The sequence below is a fragment of the Streptomyces sp. NBC_01439 genome (genome assembly GCF_036227605.1).
Taxonomy (GTDB): Bacteria; Actinomycetota; Actinomycetes; order Streptomycetales; family Streptomycetaceae; genus Streptomyces.
Window position 1 is genome coordinate 6,679,254 of record NZ_CP109487.1, and the last position, 16,991, is coordinate 6,696,244.

Genomic DNA, 16,991 nt, shown 5'->3' on the forward strand with positions numbered 1-16,991 from the left:
TCAGTGAGGTACGTGCACACAGCAGGTTCAATGAGGAGGCGCTGCGGTGGCTGAGCTTGGGTTCGTCCATCTGGGCTTCGGGCCGAATTCCGTCGAGTACACCCGGGCCTGGGAGGAACAGCGCCGGGTGCACGCGGCCCGCTTCGCGGACGAGATCGAGGACACCTGCCTGCTGGTGGAGCACCCGCCGGTCTACACGGCAGGGCGGCGCACCGACCCCAGCGAACGCCCGCTCGACGGCACCCCCGTCGTCGACGTGGACCGCGGCGGCAAGATCACCTGGCACGGCCCGGGCCAGCTGGTCGGCTACCCGATCATGAAGCTGCCCCGCCCGGTGGACGTCGTCGCCCACGTCCGCCGCCTCGAAGAGGCCCTGATCCGCACCGCCGCCGAGTTCGGCGTGGAGACCACCCGGGTCGAGGGCCGCTCCGGAGTCTGGGTCCTGGGCGACCCCGTCGAGGAGCGCCCCACGATCGGCGGCCTCTCTCTCGACCTCGACCCCCGACTGCACGACGAGGAGTTCGACGCGCGGCTGAATGGCCCCGAGTACGCCCCGTCCAACGCCGGCCAGCGCCGCGAGGACCGCAAGCTCGCCGCCATCGGCATCCGGGTCGCCAAGGGCGTCACGATGCACGGCTTCGCGATCAACGTGAACCCGGACAGCACCTGGTTCGACCGGATCATCCCCTGTGGGATCCGGGACGCCGGTGTGACCTCGCTCTCGTACGAACTGGGCCGGGAGATCACCATCGCCGAGGTGCTTCCCGTGGCCGAACGGCACCTGAAGGACGTACTGGAGCACGCGGAGTTGAGGCCCCGCGAGATAGAGCCGGCAGTGGGCTCCTAGCCCCCGGGAATGCGGCCGGCCGCTCGCAGGTTGGCCGACGTAAGAGCGTACGAAATTACGGGCGTACCCTGGTGGGCGCCCGAACAATCGAAGTCACAGGGAGCCGGTCGTGTCCGCAGTCGCACCCGACGGACGCAAGATGCTGCGCCTGGAGGTCCGTAACGCCCAGACCCCCATCGAGCGCAAGCCCGAGTGGATCAAGACCCGGGCGAAGATGGGCCCCGAGTACACCAAGATGCAGGCCCTGGTGAAGGGCGAAGGACTGCACACGGTGTGCCAGGAAGCCGGCTGTCCGAACATCTACGAATGCTGGGAGGACCGCGAGGCCACCTTCCTCATCGGTGGTGACCAGTGCACCCGGCGCTGTGACTTCTGCCAGATCGACACGGGCAAGCCCGAGGCGCTGGACCGTGACGAGCCGCGGCGCGTCGGCGAGTCCGTGGTCACGATGGACCTGAACTACGCCACCATCACCGGCGTCGCGCGCGACGACCTGGCCGACGGCGGTGCCTGGCTGTACGCGGAGACCGTGCGCCAGATCCACCAGCAGACGGCGGGCCGCGAGTCCGGCCACACCAAGGTCGAGCTGCTGGCCCCCGACTTCAACGCGGTCCCGGAGCTGCTGGAGGAGGTCTTCGCCTCCCGCCCCGAGGTCTTCGCGCACAACGTCGAGACGGTGCCGCGGATCTTCAAGAGGATCCGCCCCGGCTTCCGCTACGAGCGCTCGCTCGACGTGATCACCAAGGCCCGCGCCTACGGCCTGGTGACCAAGTCGAACCTGATCCTCGGCATGGGCGAGGAGCGCGAGGAGGTCTCGCAGGCCCTGAAGGACCTGCACGAGGCCGGCTGCGAGCTCATCACCATCACCCAGTACCTGCGGCCCTCGCCGCGGCACCATCCCGTCGAGCGCTGGGTGAAGCCGGCCGAGTTCGTCGAGCTGGCGAAGGAGGCCGAGGAGATCGGCTACTCCGGCGTGATGTCCGGCCCGCTGGTCCGGTCCTCGTACCGGGCGGGTCGCCTCTACCAGCAGGCGATGGAGAAGCGCAGCCGAGTCTGAGCGCAGGTTGAGGGTCCGCCCGAGGTACGAGGGCGGGCACTGTGCGTGTGAAGTCGCGCACAAAATGCTACCAACGAGTAATACCGCATCGGCGCGGCCCCTAGGCTCTTTCTTGAGGAAGAGTTCGGCGGGCCGCGTCGGCGTTTGCAACGTGTCAATCACATTTGACCGACCGGTCACGCCCTGGTAACACCAGTCAGTGACGCTTGGTCCACGCACCGCACACACCGCTCGCACCGCGCAGGGGCGAGCATCGTGAAAGGGATCGACATCATGCAGGCCGCGCCCGTACGCGCCATTGCCATCCCGACCCTCTCCGACGCCTTCCGGGGCATTGAGTCCCTGCTGATGAGCGGGGCCCGCCGCAACGCCTGGACGGCGGTCCTGGAGGACCGCAAGCGGGCCAAGGACCGGGTCGAAACCGAACACGTACTTGAGGCCGCGGCTACCCGAACCCCGCAGGCCACGTAAACTTCGCTGTATGGCGAGGAAGTCAAACGCAGAGACTGCTGCGAACCCCGGGCGACTGAAGCAGATCGCCCTGACGTACAAGATGACGCGCAAGGCGGACCCGAAGGTCGGTCTGATCGTCGCGGGCGTGGGCATCGTCACCGTCGGTGTCTTTCTCGCGATCGGCTTCCTGGTCGAGCACGAGATCTACCTGGGTGTCCTGGGCTTCCTGGTGGCGTTCCTCGCGATGGCGATCGTCTTCGGGCGACGGGCCGAGCGGGCCGCCTTCGGGCAGATGGAAGGACAGCCGGGAGCTGCCGCTGCCGTACTGGACAACGTGGGACGGGGCTGGACGACCACCCCCGCCATCGCGATGACCCGGCAGCAGGACATCGTCCACCGTGCCGTGGGCAAGGCCGGCGTCGTGCTGATCGCCGAGGGCAACCCGAACCGGGTGAAGCCGCTGCTCGCGAACGAGAAGAAGAAGCTGGCCCGGATCATGCCGGACGTGCCGGTGCACGACTTCATCGTGGGCACGGGCGAGGGCGAGGTGCCGCTCAAGAAGGTGCGCACCACCCTGCTCAAGCTGCCGCGCGTGCTGGCCGGCCCGCAGATCACCGAGGTCAACGACAAGCTGCGCGCCATGGGCGATCTCATGAGCAACATGCCGCTGCCGAAGGGCCCCATGCCGAAGGGCATGAAGATGCCGCGCGGCGGAAAGATGCGCTGACCCGGTCACCTGATTTTCGTATACGACACAGGGGTGCCCCCCGAGCCCGCGGGCCCGGGGGGCACCCCTGTGTCGTACGTCGTACGCGTTCTCCGCGGCCGGTCCTAGATGCGGACCTGGACGGCGCGGGCCAGTCGGTCGTGCAGGCCGCGGCCGTCGCGGTCCCAGATCAGCGCCGGGACGACCAGGGCCAGCAGCAGCGTGCGCAGGACCACCCGGACGATGCCGAGGCGGCCTCCGGACTCCGAAATCACCCGGAGGCCCAGGATCCGCTTGCCAGGGGTGAAGCCCACGGTGCCGACCGTCAGGACGGTGAGGGCCACGAAGAGCGCGAGGGTCCAGTCGGCCGCTTCGGTCAGGTTGCCGCCGGTGATCAGCCCGTAGGCAATCAGCTGGCAGCCGATCCAGTCGATCGCGACGGCGCCGAACCGACGCCCGAAGCGGGCCACCGAGCCGGGCCCCTGCTGGGGCAGGCCGAGCTGTTGACCCGGATAGCCGAAGTCGACGCCCATCTCCTCGGCGGCCGCGCGGGGGCCGGAGAGCCAGGATCCGATTGCCTGTCTGTTGTCCACCCGAACACGGTACCCGTGGCGCCGCACGGCCCTCCGGTCGGACCCTGGTTAACTTGTGCGAAACAAATGGGTCATGCTTGGGAAATCCCGTCTGCTTATGGTCGGGTCAGCGTGCGGCACCGCACTGACGCGCCACGAGCTATAAAGCCCGTCCCTCCCCCGGGGTCGGGAGTAGGAGGAGTTGGATGTTCAAGAACGCCGACGAAGTGAAGCAGTACATCGAGGAGAACGACGTCAAGTTCGTCGACGTCCGCTTCTGCGACCTGCCTGGTGTGATGCAGCACTTCACCATCCCGGCGCGAGCGTTCGACCCGGCGGAGGAGCTCGCCTTCGACGGATCCTCGATCCGCGGCTTCCAGGCGATCCACGAGTCCGACATGGCGCTGCGTGCCGACATCACCACCGCGCGTCTGGACCCGTTCCGCAAGGACAAGACGCTCAACATCAACTTCTTCATCCACGACCCGATCACGGGTGAGGCCTACAGCCGCGACCCGCGCAACATCGCGAAGAAGGCCGAGGCGTACCTCGCCTCCACCGGCATCGCCGACACCGCGTTCTTCGGCCCCGAGGCCGAGTTCTACGTGTTCGACAGCGTGCGCTTCGCGACCTCCGCGAACGAGGGCTTCTACCACATCGACTCCGAGGCCGGCGCCTGGAACACGGGCTCCGAGGAGAACAACCGTGGTTACAAGGTCCGCTACAAGGGTGGTTACTTCCCCGTAGCCCCGGTCGACCACTTCGCCGACCTGCGCGCCGAGATCTCCCTCGAGCTGGACGCCCAGGGCCTCCAGGTCGAGCGCCAGCACCACGAGGTCGGCACCGGTGGCCAGGCCGAGATCAACTACAAGTTCAACACGCTGCTCGCCGCGGCCGACGACCTGATGCTCTTCAAGTACATCGTGAAGAACGTCGCCTGGCGCAACGGCAAGACCGCGACCTTCATGCCGAAGCCGATCTTCGGTGACAACGGCTCGGGCATGCACGTGCACCAGTCGCTGTGGGCGAACGGCGACCCGCTGTTCTACGACGAGGCCGGCTACGCGGGCCTGTCGGACACCGCCCGCTACTACATCGGCGGCATCCTCAAGCACGCCCCGTCGCTGCTGGCGTTCACCAACCCGACGGTGAACTCCTACCACCGCCTGGTCCCGGGCTTCGAGGCGCCGGTCAACATGGTGTACTCGCAGCGCAACCGCTCCGCCGCCATGCGCATCCCGATCACGGGCTCGAACCCGAAGGCCAAGCGCGTCGAGTTCCGCGCGCCGGACCCGTCCTCGAACCCGTACCTCGCCTTCGCGGCGCTGCTGCTCGCGGGCCTCGACGGCATCAAGAACAAGATCGAGCCGATGGAGCCGATCGACAAGGACCTCTACGAGCTCTCGCCCGACGAGCACGCGAGCGTCCCGCAGGTCCCGACCAGCCTCGAGGACGTCCTCAAGGCCCTGGAGGAGGACCACGAGTACCTCCTGGCCGGCGGTGTCTTCACCCCCGACCTGATCGAGACCTGGATCGACTACAAGCGCACGCACGAGATCGCCCCGATCGCGCTGCGTCCGCACCCGCACGAGTTCGAGCTCTACTTCGACATCTAAACCGCAGACTCCCAAGCGAAGGCCGCCGTCCCACCCGGGCCGGCGGCCTTCGCCGTGTGCGGAGGCGGGCGCGGGTGCGGCGGGGACTGTGACGACATGATTCACCCATGAGCGCTTCGACTTCGGCATCGGGCCCGGCCCGGCAGAGTTCCACCCCGCAGCCGGACCCGGGGCCTGCTGGCCCAGCTGCCGGGCCACCCTTCAACCGCCGTGTCCACATCGTTGCTGAGATCCTGGACCGCCCTGAGGAACTGAACCTGCTCCAGCAGGTGTGCGACGCGATGGCCTGGCCCTTACGCGAGCCGCTGGCCGGGGAGACCACGGTGACCACGGACGCAAGCTGGACGCTGCGCGTGATCGAGATCCGGATCCGCGGAGTTCGCGAAACAGCGGTCGAACAGGCGGTCGCCACCCTGGACACGCTGGCCCAGGACGCCGAGCTGTCCTTGCACTGCCGCGATGCCACCCTCGTGGAGCGCGTCCAACGACCACAGATCGAGTGGCACCTACGGGGCAGGCGGGGACCGGTGAACCGGCGGATCCGCCAGGCGCTCCACCTGGCCGTCCGAACGGGCGAGCACGATCCGCATGCGGGCACTGTCCGGCTGGTCCGCGTTCCCACCACGCTCGATGAGTCCCGGCCCCGCCGACTGGCTCGTACGCGACGCACCGCCCGGGCCGAGTTTGCGCACCACCCGCTGGCGCTGCGGCGACTGGACCCAGAAGTGCACGAGGTAGGCAGCCCCTCGGTGCCTCGGGGGTGGTACGTCCTGGCATTCCTGGCACTCGTTTTCACCGCGACAGCCATCTGCTTGCTCGGCGCCGGCCTCTGGCCCGCGCTCGGCGCGGACAGTCCGCGCGTCGGCGGCCCGCTCGTCGTCCTGGCCGGAGGCTATCTGCTGAGCGGAACTGTTCTGGCGGTGCGGCGCACCCCCACGCACCGCGCGCTTCCGTGGCTCGCCACGCTGGCCGTGCCCCTCGCAATACCCCTGGTCCCATGGCTCGGGACACTCGTCCAACGGGCCTATCTGTCGCCGTTCGGGTTGCGCCCCACGCCGGGGACCGGAGGGCTGGGCAACATCCAGGCGGGGCTCTGGGTGCTGTGCGTGTTCGTCACAACCGCACTGGTACCGGTGGCATACCTCGGGTGGATGCGATTCCTCGCCCCCTCCCTGCGAGTCCGGGGGCCGTGGTTGTCCTGGGCGCCTGCAGTGATTCTGGGCATAGGCATGGGCACGGCGTTCAGCCTGCTCACCTTCCATGCAGCGGCGGTCAGTGGCGCGGAGAACCGAGCGCAAGCAGCGGCCGGCCGCGACATCCCGGAGTACTTCGGGGTCAGCGCCGAGTACGCGTGCGTGGAGCCGACTTCCCGCGAAGCGCCGTACTACGGAACCCCGCCTCCCCATGACAAGCCGGTGGTGATCTTCGGGCAATCCGGTGACCGGGTCGATTTCTGGGACCCCTCCGCCAACCGAAAGACCAGCATCCGCTTGGAGGACGCCCGCATCAGGGTCGTTCCCCACAGCGACTCGCCGTGCGCCGACGCCGCCCAGGCCGTCAGTGGCCGGGGCCGGGAGAGCTGAGATCCCCTCAACCTTCGCGGAGGCGCGGCCTCGGGTCGGCAATTGACGATTTCCTTCTGAGGGAAATACCTGATGGGAGGCCCTCCATCGCGTTCTGGGGGCGCGGCGGGGGGCCTTTCCGCTTTGACAGGTCCGCATGGGCGGGTGAGGGTGGAAATGACCTAAAAGGCCCATAAGCGAGACATGTACGGAGGTGCATGAAAATGCGCCGTAAGATCGTTGCGGCAGCCATGGCGGGCGCCGCGGGAATCGCGATAGGTCTGCTGCCCGTCGCCAGCGCCTCGGCTTCGGTCGTCACGGGTAACGGCGGTGGCGGGAACGGTGGCTACGACTGCTACCGGTACCCCTCCAACCGTTCCGACGCCCGGTGGGACGCCTGCTGCAACCACGACTGGCGCAACCGTCCCAGCTGGTGCTGGGAGCGGGGCGGCGTCGGTGGATACAACGACAACTGGCGCGACAACCACAACTGGCGCGACTCGAACTGGTCGAACTGGAACGACTCCGGCCGCGGTGGCAACGGTGACTGGGGCCACCACGACGACTGGGGCAACGGTCGCGGCGGCAACGGTGACTGGGGCAACGGCCGTGGTGGCGACGGCGGTCGCGGTGGCGACGGCGGCGGCAACTGGGGTGGCGGCGGTGGCGACGGCGGCGGTCGCGGTGGCGACGGCGGCGGCGGCAACTGGGGTGGCGGAGGGGGCGGCGACGGCGGTCGCGGTGGCGACGGCGGCGGCGGCAACTGGGGTGGCGGAGGGGGCGGCGGTGGCGGCGGTGGCGGTGGCTGGGGTGGCTGAACCCCGACCGGAAGCCTAGGCCCACCGGCCCGACCCGGCCCGATGTGATGCCTGCGATGCCCCTGTTCCTCCCCCTAGCGGAGGAGCAGGGGCATCGCCCCCGTGAGGTCGCGCAGGCAGCGGACCGCGAGTTCCGCCGGGGATCCGGGGCCCGAGACCGGGGCCTGCGTCGTCGACCACAGCTCCAGCGAGACGCGGATCGCGTCCGTGGCCGCCGCCGCGAGCAGGCGCACCTCCAGCGGGTCGGCCCCCGGGCCCGCCAGTCGTGAGATCACCGGGACCAGGTGCTCCTCGGAGTCCTGGTTCACGCGGTACCAGACCGCGCGCAGGGCCTGGTCGTCCGCCGCCGCGCGCAGGAGGCCGCGGGTCACCTCCAGGCCCTCCTCGACCGCCTGCTGTCCGCTCAGCGACCGGGTGACCGCGCGTTCCAGCGCCTCGCCCAGCGGCGTGCCGGGGTCCTCCTCGGCGAGCAGGGCGCGCCAGGCGTCGCCGCCGCCCGCCAGCAGCGGGGCCACCGCCTCCTGCTTGTTGCGGAAGTAGCGGTAGAAGGTGCGCAGGGCCACCCCCGCCCGGTGGGCGATGTCCTCCGCGGTGGTGCCGTCGGGGCCGTGTTCGGCGAACAGTTCGCAGGCCGCACGGGCGATGTCGAGCTGGGTGGCGGCCTTGCGGCGCTCGGTCAGCGACTGGGCTCCGGGGCCGGCCTGGGGAGCGTACGGACGAGGGGATTTCACGGGTGAAGCGTACCCCTAGCCAACCTCCGTGATTACATTCTTTGTCATTATGGCAAAACGTGTCATCGCTTCGGTACGCTCGCGCCATGAACCGTTACGAAGGACGACGCGTCCTCATCACCGGCGGCGGCTCCGGCATCGGCCAGGCCACCGTCCACCGCATCCTCGCCGAGGGCGGCCGGGTCCACACCGTGGACGTCAACGAGGCCGGTCTGAAGGCCACCGCCGACCGGGCCGCCGCCGAGGGCCACGCGGCCCGACTCACCACCGCGCTCCTCGACATATCCGACGAGAACGCCGTCAAGGAGGGCGTGGCCGCCGCGGCCGACGTCCTCGGCGGGATCGACGTACTCGTCAATGCCGCGGGCATCCTGCGCTCCGCGCACACCCACCGGACCACCCTCGACCTGTGGAACCAGGTCATCGCGGTCAACCTGACCGGCACCTTCCTGATGATCCGCGAGTCCCTCCCGGCGCTGCTCGCGGGTGACCGGCCGGTCGTCGTGAACTTCAGCTCCACCTCGGCGTCCTTCGCCCACCCCTACATGTCCGCCTACGCGGCCAGCAAGGGCGGCATCCAGTCCATGACCCACGCACTGGCCGCCGAGTACAGCAAGCAGGGCCTGCGCTTCGTCAGCGTCGCACCCGGATCCATCGAGAGCGGCATGACCACCGGCACCGGCCCCGGCCTGCCGGAGGACACCGACTGGTCCCTCTTCACCAAGCTGGCCCCGGCCCTCGGCCAGGGCTTCGCCGGCCCGCAGACCGTCGCCGGCGTCGTCGCCATGCTGGGCTCCGAGGACGGTGCGTTCATCACCGGTACGGAGATCCGCATCGACGGCGGCACGCACTACTGATCAGGCGCGGAACCGGTCCCACAGCCGGGGGAAGCGCTCCGCGAGCACGGCTTCGTTCTCGAAGTCCAGCGGGGCGCCTTCCGGCTCGGCCGCCTGCAGCGGGATGCCCAGATCCGGCGCCACCGCCCCGGTCAGCTGCTCGTACGCCTCGTCGGCCGCGTACCCCAGCTCCTCGCCGTCCCCGTCGATCTCCTCGTCGAAGTCGCCCAGCAGCTCCGCCAGCTGGTCGGGATCGTGCACCCCGCCCTCGAACACCTCCCGCCCCTGGCCGATCAGCCAGCAGCGGAAGTAGTCGAAGGCGTCGTCGCTCGCCCCGTCGAGCAGTACCCAGGCCGCGCCCCACAGGTCCCAGGTGTAGGCCCGGTTGTACCGGGACTCGAAGTGGCGGGCGAAGTCCAGCACGGAGTCCGGGTCGAGCAGTGCGAGCCGCTCCACGAGCAGCTCGGCGTGTTCCTCGGGGTCGCCGTCGGCGGCCTCGCGAGTACGGTCGACGATCTCCCAGAACTCCGTCTCGTCCATCACCGCTCCAGCATCACGGGTCCGCCCCCCGGCCGCCACCGCGCATACGGCCAAAGGCCGGTGTCGCCTTGCCCTCCACGAGGTTCCGGCCGCCGGGAAACGCCGTGAGGCGGCCCGCCCCCGAAGGGACGGGCCGCCTCACGGACGGTCACGGTCGGGGCCGGCGGCTCAGAGGCCGTAGCGCTCCCGGGCCTCCTTGACGGCGGACGCCGGCACCTCGCCGCGGCGGGCGAGCTGGGCCAGCGCGGCCACCACGATCGACTGCGCGTCGACACCGAAGTGGCGGCGGGCGCCCTCACGGGTGTCGGACAGGCCGAAGCCGTCCGTACCGAGCGAGGTGTAGTCCTGCTCCACCCACTGGCTGATCTGGTCCGGGACCTGACGCATCCAGTCGGAGACGGCGAGGACGGGGCCGGCGGCACCCTCCAGCGCGCGGGTGATGTACGGGGTGCGCACCTCGCCGCGCAGCAGCGCCTCGTCGCACTCCAGCGCGTCGCGCCGCAGCTCGCCCCAGGAGGTGGCGGACCACACGTCGGCGGCCACGTTCCACTCGGCTGCCAGCAGCTTCTGCGCCTCCAGGATCCAGTGGATCGCGGTGCCCGAGGCCATCAGCTGGACCTTGGGGGCGTCGGCGGCCGGGGCCGCCTCCGCCAGGTCCGCCGCCGTGTTGAAGCGGTAGAGGCCCTTGAGGATGCCCTCCTCCACGCCCTCGGGCATGGCGGGCTGCACCTTCGGCTCGTTGTAGACCGTCAGGTAGTAGAAGACGTCTTCCGGCGTCTCGCCGTACATCCGGCGCAGACCGTCCTTGACGATCACCGCGATCTCGTACGCGAAGGCCGGGTCGTAGTTGAGCGACGCCGGGTTCGTGGACGCGATCAGGTGCGAGTGGCCGTCCGCGTGCTGGAGGCCCTCACCGGTCAGCGTGGTGCGGCCGGCGGTGGCGCCGACGATGAAGCCCTTGCCGAGCTGGTCGGCGAGCTGCCACATCTGGTCGGCGGTGCGCTGCCAGCCGAACATCGAGTAGAAGATGTAGAAGGGGATCATCGGCTCGCCGTGCGTCGCGTACGACGTGCAGGCGGCGATGAAGTCGGCCATGGCGCCGGCCTCGGTGATCCCCTCGTTGAGGATCTGGCCGTCCTTGGCTTCCTTGTAGTACATGAGCTGGTCGCGGTCGACCGGCTCGTACGTCTGGCCCAGCGGCGAGTAGATGCCGGCCGACGGGAAGAGGGACTCCATGCCGAAGGTGCGGGCCTCGTCGGGGACGATCGGCACCCAGCGCTTGCCGGTCTCCTTGTCCCGCATCAGGTCCTTGACGAGCCGGACGAAGGCCATCGTGGTGGCCATCTCCTGCTTGCCGGAGCCCTTGAGCAGCGGGGCGAAGGAACGGTCCGCGGGGGCGGGCAGGGCCACGTGCTTGACCTTGCGGGCCGGGGCCGGACCGCCGAGCGCCGCGCGGCGCTCGTTCAGGTACTGGACCTCGGGGCTGTTCGCGCCCGGGTGGCCGTACGGGACCTGGCCGTCGGCGAAGGCGCTGTCCGGGATCGGGAGGCCGAGCTTGTCGCGCATGCTCTTGAACTCGTCGATCGTCAGCTTCTTCATCTGGTGGTTCGCGTTCTTCGACTCGAACCCGGCGCCCAGCGTGTAGCCCTTGACGGTCTGCGCGAGGATGACCGTCGGCGCGCCCTTGTGCTCCAGGGCGGCCTTGTACGCGGCGTAGACCTTGCGGGGCTCGTGGCCGCCGCGGGAGGAGTGGAAGCACTCGGCGATCTTCGCGTCGGAGAGCACCCCGGCCAGCTGCACGAGCTCGGCGTTGGCGCCGAAGAAGTGCTGGCGGATGTAGGCCACATCGCGGGTCGCGTACGTCTGGAACTGCGCGTCCGGTACCTCGCGCAGGCGGCGCACGAGGGCGCCCGTGGTGTCGAGCTGGAACAGCTCGTCCCAGGCGGAACCCCACAGCGACTTGATGACGTTCCAGCCGGCGCCGCGGAACTGGGCCTCCAGCTCCTGGACCACGCGGAAGTTGGCGCGGACCGGACCGTCGAGGCGCTGCAGGTTGCAGTTGATGACGAAGGTCAGGTTGTCGAGCTGCTCGCGGGAGGCGAGGGCCAGGGCGGCGGTCGACTCGGGCTCGTCCATCTCGCCGTCGCCGAGGAAGGCCCAGACGTGCGAGTTGGCGGTGTCCTTGATGCTCCGGTTCTGCAGGTAGCGGTTGAAGCGCGCCTGGTAGATCGCGGAGAGCGGGCCGAGGCCCATGGACACCGTCGGGAACTCCCACAGCCACGGCAGGCGCCGCGGGTGCGGGTAGGACGGCAGGCCGTTGCCGCCGGACTCCTGGCGGAAGTTGTCGAGCTGCTGCTCGGAGACGCGCCCGTCGAGGAAGGCGCGGGCGTAGATGCCGGGGGAGGCGTGGCCCTGGATGTAGAGCTGGTCGCCCGATCCGTCGGCCTCCTTCCCGCGGAAGAAGTGCTGGAAGCCGGTCTCGTAGAGCCACGCGGCCGAGGCGAAGGTGGCGATGTGGCCGCCGACGCCGTACTTGGAGCCGCGGGTCACCATGGCGGCCGCGTTCCAGCGGTTCCACGCGGTGATCTTGGCTTCCATCTCCTCGTCACCGGGGAACTCGGGCTCCGCGGCGGTCGGGATGGTGTTGACGTAGTCCGTCTCCAGCAGCTTCGGCAGGGCGAGACCGGCGGCCTCGGCGTGCTGGAGCGTGCGGCGGAGCAAGTATTCGGCGCGGCGCGTACCGGCGGCCTGTGCGACGGCATCGAGGGAGGCCGCCCATTCGGCGGTCTCCTCGGTGTCGCGGTCCGGGAGCTGGTCGAGCTCGCTCGGAAGCTTTCCTACGGGGTCGGACATTGCTGTGCGCCGCCTTCCGGACAAAGGAGAGGTGGTGAAAAAATCCCTGACGGGCAGGACAGGGTCGGCGGACCTGGTTGAGGTCCGCGACGACTGTAAATCGCTGATCGATGATCGATCAAATGAAAGTGACAAAGAAACGTCCATCCGGCGAAAGTCGGCACCGCGTGCCAGAGAAAAAGGCACGCGGTGCCGGGCAAACGCGGACAAACAGGCCCGCCCGCAGTCGATCAAGCGCGCGGGGCGCACCCCAGGACATGCCGCTTCACGAGCAGCCCGATGTCCGGATCCTGACTGCGGAACGCCTCGACGAGCGCCTCGTGCTCCTCGGCGTACGACTTCTGGACGGTCCCCAGCCAGCGGATGGACAGCGCCGTGAAGACCTCGATGCCCAGGCTCTCCCAGGTGTGCAGCAGCACGCTGTTCCCGGCGGCCCGCACCATCTCCCGGTGGAACCCGACGGTGTGCCGCACCTGCGCGGTCCCGTCCTCGGTCCGGTCGGCCTCCCACAGCGCCGCCACGTGCGGCTCCAGCGCCGAACAGTCGCTCGCCAGCCGTGGCGCGGCCAGCTCTGCCGCGATCTGCTCCAGACCTGCCCGGACCGGGTAGATCTCCTCCAGGTCGGCCGCGGAGAGGTTCCGCACGCGCACGCCCTTGTTCGGCGCCGACTCGATCAGCCGCAGCGTCTCCAGCTCGCGCAGGGCCTCCCGCACGGGGGTCTGGCTGACCTCCAACTCGACGGCGATCCGGCGCTCGACGATCCGCTCGCCGGGCTTCCAGCGCCCGCTGACGATCCCCTCCACGATGTGCTCGCGGATCTGCTCGCGCAGCGAGTGCACGACGGGTGGGGTGATCATCGGGGCTTCATCTCCTGTAGGGGCATGCATCGCTTCGATGCGTAGACAATACGGCCGAGTAGCCCCCACCGGATGCGTTCCCGGTCGGGGACGCTGGGTGAGGCTGGTTACAACAGGCTCCGGACCAGGGCTCGCAGAGGGGTACGACGACGGCGCCCCCGCCCGGAAGGTGTTCCGGGCGGGGGCGCCGTGTGCGACGGCCGGGGCCGTGCGGTGAGCCTTACAGGCCGAGCTCGACCTCGAACTCGCCGGCCTCGAGGATCGCCTTGACGGCCGAGAGGTACCGGGCCGCGTCCGCACCGTCCACCAGGCGGTGGTCGTAGGACAGGGTCAGGTACGTCATGTCGCGGATGCCGATGTTGGTGCCCTCGGCGGTCTCGATGACCACCGGACGCTTCACCGTGGCACCGATGCCCAGGATGGCGACCTGGTTCGGGGGCACGATGACCGTGTCGAACAGCGCACCGCGCGAGCCGGTGTTGCTGATGGTGAAGGTCGCGCCCGACAGCTCGTCCGGCGTGATCTTGTTGCCGCGGACCTTGGCGGCCAGGTCGGCGGTCGCCTTGGAGATGCCCGCCAGGTTGAGGTCGCCCGCACCCTTGATGACCGGGGTCATCAGGCCCTTCTCGGAGTCCACGGCGATGCCGATGTTCTCCGAGTCGAAGTAGGTGATGGTGCCCTCGTCCTCGTTGATCCGGGCGTTGACGACCGCGTGGGCCTTCAGCGCCTGGGCAGCGGCCTTGACGAAGAACGGCATCGGCGAGAGCTTGACGCCCTCACGGGCCAGGAACGCGCCCTTGGCCTTCTCGCGCAGCTTCATGATCTTGGTGATGTCCACCTCGACCACGGAGCTGAGCTGAGCCTGCGAGTGCAGGGCCTTCATCATGTTGTCGCCGATGACCTTGCGCATGCGGGTCATCTTGACCGTCTGACCGCGCAGCTCGGAGACCGCGGCGGCCGGAGCCTTGGCGGCCGGAGCGGCAGCAGCCGGCGCCGGGGCGGCGGCAGCGGCCTTGGCGGCCTCGGCGGCGGCCAGGACGTCCTGCTTGCGGATGCGGCCACCGACACCGGTGCCCGAGACCGTGGACAGGTTGACGCCGGACTCCGAGGCGAGCTTGCGCACCAGCGGGGTCACGTACGCGCCCTCGTCACCGGCGGCGGCCGGAGCGGCGGGAGCGGCCGGAGCCGGGACCACGGGGGCGACCGGGGCCGGAGCGGCGACCGGGGCGGCATCCTGGACCGGAGCCGGAACGGCGACCGGAGCGGCCGGGGCGACCGGAGCCGGAGCGGCCACCGGGGCGGCGGCCTCGACCGGAGCCGGAGCGGCGACCGGGGCGGCGGCCTCGACCGGAGCTGGGGCGGCGGCCGGAGCGGCAGCGGCCGGGGCGGCACCGGCGACGCCGATGACGGCCAGGCGGGCGCCGACCTCGGCGGTCTCGTCCTCGCCGACCAGGATCTCCAGCAGCGTGCCGGAGACCGGCGCGGGGATCTCGGTGTCGACCTTGTCCGTGGAAACCTCGAGCAGCGGCTCGTCGGCCTCGACCGACTCGCCGACGGCCTTCAGCCAACGGGTGACGGTGCCCTCGGTGACGGACTCGCCCAGGGCGGGGAGCACGACATCGGTGCCGGAGGCGGCAGGGGCGGCGGCAGCGGGGGCCTCGGCGACGGGAGCCGGGGCCGCGGGGGCCTCGGCGACCGGGGCCGGAGCGGCCGCGGGGGCCTCGGCAGCGGCGGCCGGCTCGGCGGCCGGAGCCGCGGCGGCAGCCGGAGCGCCGGAGCCGTCGTCGATGACGGCCAGCTCGGCGCCGACCTCGACGGTCTCGTCCTCGGCGACCTTGATGGAGGCCAGGATGCCCGACACGGGGGAGGGGATCTCGGTGTCGACCTTGTCGGTCGAGACCTCGAGCAGCGGCTCGTCGGCCTCGACGCGCTCGCCCTCGGCCTTCAGCCAGCGGGTGACAGTGCCCTCGGTGACGCTCTCACCGAGCGCCGGAAGGGTTACGGAAACCGACATGGTTTCAGTTGCTCCTAACGAAAGTGCGGAAGTGGTCGTCGCGCCCGTGACGAATTAGTCGTGGGAGTGAAGCGGCTTGCCGGCGAGGGCCAGGTGGGCCTCGCCCATCGCTTCGTTCTGGGTCGGGTGCGCGTGGATGAGCTGCGCGACCTCGGCCGGCAGGGCTTCCCAGTTGTAGATCAGCTGGGCCTCGCCGACCTGCTCGCCCATCCGGTCACCGACCATGTGGACGCCGACCACGGCACCGTCCTTGACCTGGACGAGCTTGATCTCGCCCGCGGTCTTCAGGATCTTGCTCTTGCCGTTGCCCGCCAGGTTGTACTTCAGGGCCACGACCTTGTCCGCGCCGTAGATCTCCTTGGCCTTGGCCTCGGTGATGCCGACGGAAGCGACCTCGGGGTGGCAGTAGGTGACGCGCGGGACACCGTCGTAGTCGATCGGGACGGCCTTGAGGCCGGCCAGACGCTCCGCGACCAGGATGCCCTCGGCGAAGCCGACGTGCGCGAGCTGGAGGGTGGGGACGAGGTCACCGACGGCCGAGATGGTCGGCACGTTGGTCTGCATGTACTCGTCGACCAGGACGTAGCCGCGGTCCATCGCGACGCCCTGCTCCTCGTAGCCCAGACCCTGCGAGACGGGGCCGCGACCCACCGCGACCAGCAGCACCTCGGCCTCGAAGGTCTTGCCGTCGGCCAGCGTCACGCGGACGCCGTTCTCCGTGTACTCGGCCTTGTCGAAGAAGGTGCCCAGGTTGAACTTGATGCCGCGCTTGCGGAACGCGCGCTCCAGCAGCTTCGAGCTGTTCTCGTCCTCGACCGGCACGAGGTGCTTGAGGCCCTCGATGACGGTGATGTCGGAACCGAAGGACTTCCACGCCGAGGCGAACTCGACGCCGATGACGCCGCCGCCCAGGACGATCGCCGACTCCGGGACGCGGTCCAGGACCAGCGCGTGGTCCGAGGAGATGATGCGGTTGCCGTCGATGTCCAGGCCCGGCAGGGACTTCGGCACGGAGCCGGTCGCCAGCAGGATGTGGCGGCCCTGGATGCGCTGGCCGTTCACGTCGACGGAAGTCGGGGAGGAGAGGCGGCCCTCTCCCTCGATGTAGGTCACCTTGCGGGAGGCGACCAGGCCCTGCAGACCCTTGTACAGGCCCGAGATGACCTCGTCCTTGTACTTGTGGACACCCGCGATGTCGATTCCCTCGAAGGAGGTCTTGACACCGAACTGGGCGGCTTCACGAGCCTGGTCCGCGATCTCGCCCGCGTGCAGCAGAGCCTTCGTGGGGATGCAGCCGTTGTGCAGGCAGGTGCCACCGAGCTTGTTCTTCTCGATCAGGGCAACGTCCAGACCCAGCTGGGATGCGCGCAGCGCCGCGGCGTAACCGCCACTGCCACCGCCGAGGATCACTAGGTCGAAAACGGTGCTGGCGTCGTTCGCCACGTCACGTCCTCCATGCATGTGCGCCGGGCACCGGTCCTCAGTGACCGGGCGGCGGCTGGTATACGGCCGCTTGTTTCTTCGGCCCT

General features: G+C 69.7%; 15 protein-coding genes. 8 read left to right on the top strand and 7 right to left on the bottom strand.

Features of this window, described 5'->3' with window-relative positions; translation table 11 throughout:
• Positions 1–46: 46 nt before the first annotated feature.
• From lipB to OG207_RS30295, 4 genes are all read left to right on the top strand, one after another.
• Positions 47–847: a lipoyl(octanoyl) transferase LipB gene (gene lipB, locus OG207_RS30280; protein ID WP_329102716.1), complete on the top strand. Its 801-nt coding sequence runs from the start codon at positions 47–49 to the stop codon at positions 845–847.
• Between the two features lie 109 nt (positions 848–956).
• Positions 957–1,904 carry a lipoyl synthase gene (lipA, locus tag OG207_RS30285; protein ID WP_030010915.1) on the top strand — a complete coding sequence of 316 codons (948 nt, stop codon included), beginning with the start codon at positions 957–959 and terminating at the stop codon, positions 1,902–1,904.
• 273 nt (positions 1,905–2,177) lie between these two features.
• Entirely contained in the window at positions 2,178–2,375 is a 198-nt protein-coding gene (locus OG207_RS30290; protein ID WP_030010916.1) for an SCO2195 family GlnR-regulated protein, read from the top strand.
• Positions 2,376–2,385: 10 nt separating this feature from the next.
• Positions 2,386–3,084 (top strand): DUF4191 domain-containing protein, encoded by a 699-nt coding sequence (locus OG207_RS30295; protein WP_329102719.1) that lies wholly within the window; start codon positions 2,386–2,388, stop codon positions 3,082–3,084.
• Positions 3,085–3,188: 104 nt separating this feature from the next.
• On the opposite strand, the gene OG207_RS30300 is transcribed toward OG207_RS30295, so the two are convergent.
• On the bottom strand, positions 3,189–3,656 hold the full coding sequence (locus OG207_RS30300; RefSeq protein WP_329102720.1) for an RDD family protein: 468 nt from the start codon (positions 3,654–3,656) through the stop codon (positions 3,189–3,191).
• Between the two features lie 185 nt (positions 3,657–3,841).
• Here OG207_RS30300 and glnA point away from each other — a divergent pair, with 185 nt between their 5' ends.
• The 3 genes from glnA (at position 3,842) to OG207_RS30315 (ending at position 7,631) form a co-directional block, all read left to right on the top strand.
• Entirely contained in the window at positions 3,842–5,251 is a 1,410-nt protein-coding gene (gene glnA, locus OG207_RS30305; RefSeq protein ID WP_329102722.1) for a type I glutamate--ammonia ligase, read from the top strand.
• 107 nt (positions 5,252–5,358) lie between these two features.
• Complete coding sequence (locus tag OG207_RS30310) at positions 5,359–6,834, top strand: hypothetical protein (RefSeq protein ID WP_329102724.1); 1,476 nt, start codon at positions 5,359–5,361, stop codon at positions 6,832–6,834.
• Positions 6,835–7,037: 203 nt separating this feature from the next.
• Positions 7,038–7,631, top strand: a complete 594-nt coding sequence (locus tag OG207_RS30315; RefSeq protein ID WP_329102726.1) for a hypothetical protein — start codon at positions 7,038–7,040, stop codon at positions 7,629–7,631.
• A 74-nt stretch (positions 7,632–7,705) separates the two neighbouring features.
• Here OG207_RS30315 and OG207_RS30320 read toward each other — a convergent pair whose 3' ends face one another.
• Positions 7,706–8,362, bottom strand: coding sequence for a TetR/AcrR family transcriptional regulator (locus OG207_RS30320; RefSeq protein ID WP_329102728.1), 657 nt, complete (start codon positions 8,360–8,362; stop codon positions 7,706–7,708).
• An 86-nt stretch (positions 8,363–8,448) separates the two neighbouring features.
• On the opposite strand from OG207_RS30320, the gene OG207_RS30325 reads away from it, so the two are divergent.
• Positions 8,449–9,219, top strand: a complete 771-nt coding sequence (locus OG207_RS30325; protein ID WP_329102730.1) for an SDR family NAD(P)-dependent oxidoreductase — start codon at positions 8,449–8,451, stop codon at positions 9,217–9,219.
• On the opposite strand, the gene OG207_RS30330 is transcribed toward OG207_RS30325, so the two are convergent.
• The 5 genes from OG207_RS30330 to lpdA all read right to left on the bottom strand — a co-directional run bounded on the left by OG207_RS30330 (position 9,220) and on the right by lpdA (position 16,905).
• Entirely contained in the window at positions 9,220–9,738 is a 519-nt protein-coding gene (locus OG207_RS30330; RefSeq protein WP_030010629.1) for a DUF4240 domain-containing protein, read from the bottom strand.
• 168 nt (positions 9,739–9,906) lie between these two features.
• Positions 9,907–12,591: a pyruvate dehydrogenase (acetyl-transferring), homodimeric type gene (gene aceE, locus OG207_RS30335; RefSeq protein WP_329102733.1), complete on the bottom strand. Its 2,685-nt coding sequence runs from the start codon at positions 12,589–12,591 to the stop codon at positions 9,907–9,909.
• Between the two features lie 230 nt (positions 12,592–12,821).
• On the bottom strand, positions 12,822–13,445 hold the full coding sequence (locus OG207_RS30340; RefSeq protein ID WP_030010631.1) for a GntR family transcriptional regulator: 624 nt from the start codon (positions 13,443–13,445) through the stop codon (positions 12,822–12,824).
• A 223-nt stretch (positions 13,446–13,668) separates the two neighbouring features.
• Complete coding sequence (gene sucB / locus OG207_RS30345) at positions 13,669–15,462, bottom strand: 2-oxoglutarate dehydrogenase, E2 component, dihydrolipoamide succinyltransferase (protein ID WP_329102736.1); 1,794 nt, start codon at positions 15,460–15,462, stop codon at positions 13,669–13,671.
• Positions 15,463–15,516: 54 nt separating this feature from the next.
• Positions 15,517–16,905, bottom strand: a complete 1,389-nt coding sequence (gene lpdA, locus OG207_RS30350) for a dihydrolipoyl dehydrogenase (protein ID WP_329102738.1) — start codon at positions 16,903–16,905, stop codon at positions 15,517–15,519.
• Between the last annotated feature and the right edge of the window lie 86 nt (positions 16,906–16,991).

What these genes read in the sequence shown, in the direction of transcription:
- OG207_RS30315 (WP_329102726.1), top strand. Translation starts at nt 7,038, where the DNA reads ATGCGCCGTAAGATCGTTGCGGCAGCCATGGCGGGCGCCGCGGGAATC.
- glnA (WP_329102722.1), top strand. Translation starts at nt 3,842, where the DNA reads ATGTTCAAGAACGCCGACGAAGTGAAGCAGTACATCGAGGAGAACGAC.
- OG207_RS30295 (WP_329102719.1), top strand. Translation starts at nt 2,386, where the DNA reads ATGGCGAGGAAGTCAAACGCAGAGACTGCTGCGAACCCCGGGCGACTG.
- OG207_RS30330 (WP_030010629.1), bottom strand. Translation starts at nt 9,738, where the DNA reads ATGGACGAGACGGAGTTCTGGGAGATCGTCGACCGTACTCGCGAGGCC.
- OG207_RS30310 (WP_329102724.1), top strand. Translation starts at nt 5,359, where the DNA reads ATGAGCGCTTCGACTTCGGCATCGGGCCCGGCCCGGCAGAGTTCCACC.
- sucB (WP_329102736.1), bottom strand. Translation starts at nt 15,462, where the DNA reads ATGTCGGTTTCCGTAACCCTTCCGGCGCTCGGTGAGAGCGTCACCGAG.
- aceE (WP_329102733.1), bottom strand. Translation starts at nt 12,591, where the DNA reads ATGTCCGACCCCGTAGGAAAGCTTCCGAGCGAGCTCGACCAGCTCCCG.
- OG207_RS30325 (WP_329102730.1), top strand. Translation starts at nt 8,449, where the DNA reads ATGAACCGTTACGAAGGACGACGCGTCCTCATCACCGGCGGCGGCTCC.
- OG207_RS30290 (WP_030010916.1), top strand. Translation starts at nt 2,178, where the DNA reads ATGCAGGCCGCGCCCGTACGCGCCATTGCCATCCCGACCCTCTCCGAC.